At 55.2% G+C, this 1,543-nt stretch carries 2 protein-coding genes; both read left to right on the top strand.

Annotation, left to right across the window (positions count from 1 at the left end):
* Nucleotides 1–290 precede the first annotated feature (290 nt).
* A complete protein-coding gene (locus tag RI563_RS06220) occupies nucleotides 291–674 on the top strand; it encodes an HU family DNA-binding protein (protein ID WP_310693500.1) in 384 nt (127 codons plus the stop codon).
* 192 nt (nucleotides 675–866) lie between these two features.
* Complete coding sequence (locus RI563_RS06215) at nucleotides 867–1,463, top strand: CBS domain-containing protein (protein WP_310693499.1); 597 nt, start codon at nucleotides 867–869, stop codon at nucleotides 1,461–1,463.
* Nucleotides 1,464–1,543: the final 80 nt, after the last annotated feature.

Below are 1,543 nucleotides of genomic sequence, written 5' to 3'. Positions count from 1 at the left end.
GCAGACGCCCCTCAAATTTGACTATAAACAGGTTCTGTTCCTCTCCCCGGCATGCGATGTTCACTTCCAGACTCCCGGGATCACCAATCTCGTCGACATGACAAACTCTGAACTCACTCATGCACAACTCCCTGGCCACAGATGCATCTGATCCCCTGAAAATCAGGGAAAAACGCTTGCGTCAGAAATACAAAATGGTCAAAAATAAGCCTATAACAGCTTTAAATCGCGTTAGAGTGTGCTATTTTAGCACCAGACAAACAATCCTTTCAGAACTCTCAGGAGCAATCATGGCAACGAAGAAAAAAGCCAAGAAAAAAGTCGCAAAGAAAAAAACCGCTGCCAGGGCCCCGGCAGTCAAAACCATCAAGGAACCGATGACCAAGTCCGCTCTGTATGCCCTTATCGCCGAGCGCACTGAACTGCAGAAAAAGCAGGTCGCTGCGGTATTCGATGAACTGGCTACCATCATCAACGGTCACGTCAAGCGTAACGGCGCCGGCGTCTTCACCCTGCCTGGCCTGCTGAAAATCAAGGTTGTCCGCAAGCCGGCTACCAAGGCCCGCAAAGGCATCAACCCGTTCACCGGCGAGCCCACTGTCTTCAAGGCCAAGCCGGCCCGTAACGTGGTCAAGGCCCAGCCGCTCAAGGCCCTCAAGGATATGGCGGCCTGAAGCCGGAACATTCGAAAGGGACTCACGGCCGGGTATTGCCCGGCCGTTTTCGTTATACCCCCGAAAATACAGGCCGGCGACTACCCCAATTCCCGCATTCTTTATCCCGGCTATTCCTTCCATCGGTTTGCAAAGTCGCGCCGGATTGACTATCTAGTGAACATGGCTCCGCAATAATCAACGGTGAAACCCATGTCCACACATTATACGTCTCTGCCCCTGCGCAAATTGTCCAACCATATTGGCTATCATCGGCCACACCAGATGCTCCCCGACCACCTGACACTCGACATGCCTGCCATTTATGCCATGACCGATCTGCAACGCGTCGCGGCCGTTACAGTGGAGCCGGCCACACGGCTGGATGCCGCCAATCAGAAAATGATCGCCAATCAGGTTCGCTTGCTGCTGGTGTGCCGGTCGGATAACTCGGTGGCCGGGATTCTCACTGCCACCGATATCCTGGGTGAAAAACCGGTGCAGTACATGCATGAAGTGGGTTGCACCTATGCCGATATCATGGTGCGGGATATCATGACACCATATGATGAACTGGATGTTCTCGCCCTGAGCGACATCCAGATGGCCTGTGTCGGGGATGTTGTCGCGACACTGCAGCAGGTGGTCCGCCAGCACGCCCTGGTGATCGATAACGATCGTTACGGGTTACAACGCGTACGCGGTATTTTTTCCGTCTCGCATATCAGTCGACAACTGGGCATGCCCATCCCCGAAAGCGGCCGGGCCCACAGCTTTGCCGAGCTGGAGCAGGCCCTGGCAGCCGGGTAACCGGACCTTCCCGGGTCGCGCGCCACGTCATATCCGGAGCCGCGCCCCGCACAGGTACCGCGATTCAGATCACTTGTTGT

Source organism: Thiohalophilus sp. (assembly GCF_031581315.1).
Taxonomy (GTDB): domain Bacteria; phylum Pseudomonadota; class Gammaproteobacteria; order UBA6429; family Thiohalophilaceae; genus Thiohalophilus.
This window is presented reverse-complemented; position numbering and strand designations above follow the sequence as displayed.

Excerpts from the sequence above, each read along its gene's own strand:
- RI563_RS06220 (WP_310693500.1), top strand. The coding sequence starts at position 291 with ATGGCAACGAAGAAAAAAGCCAAGAAAAAAGTCGCAAAGAAAAAAACC.
- RI563_RS06215 (WP_310693499.1), top strand. The coding sequence starts at position 867 with ATGTCCACACATTATACGTCTCTGCCCCTGCGCAAATTGTCCAACCAT.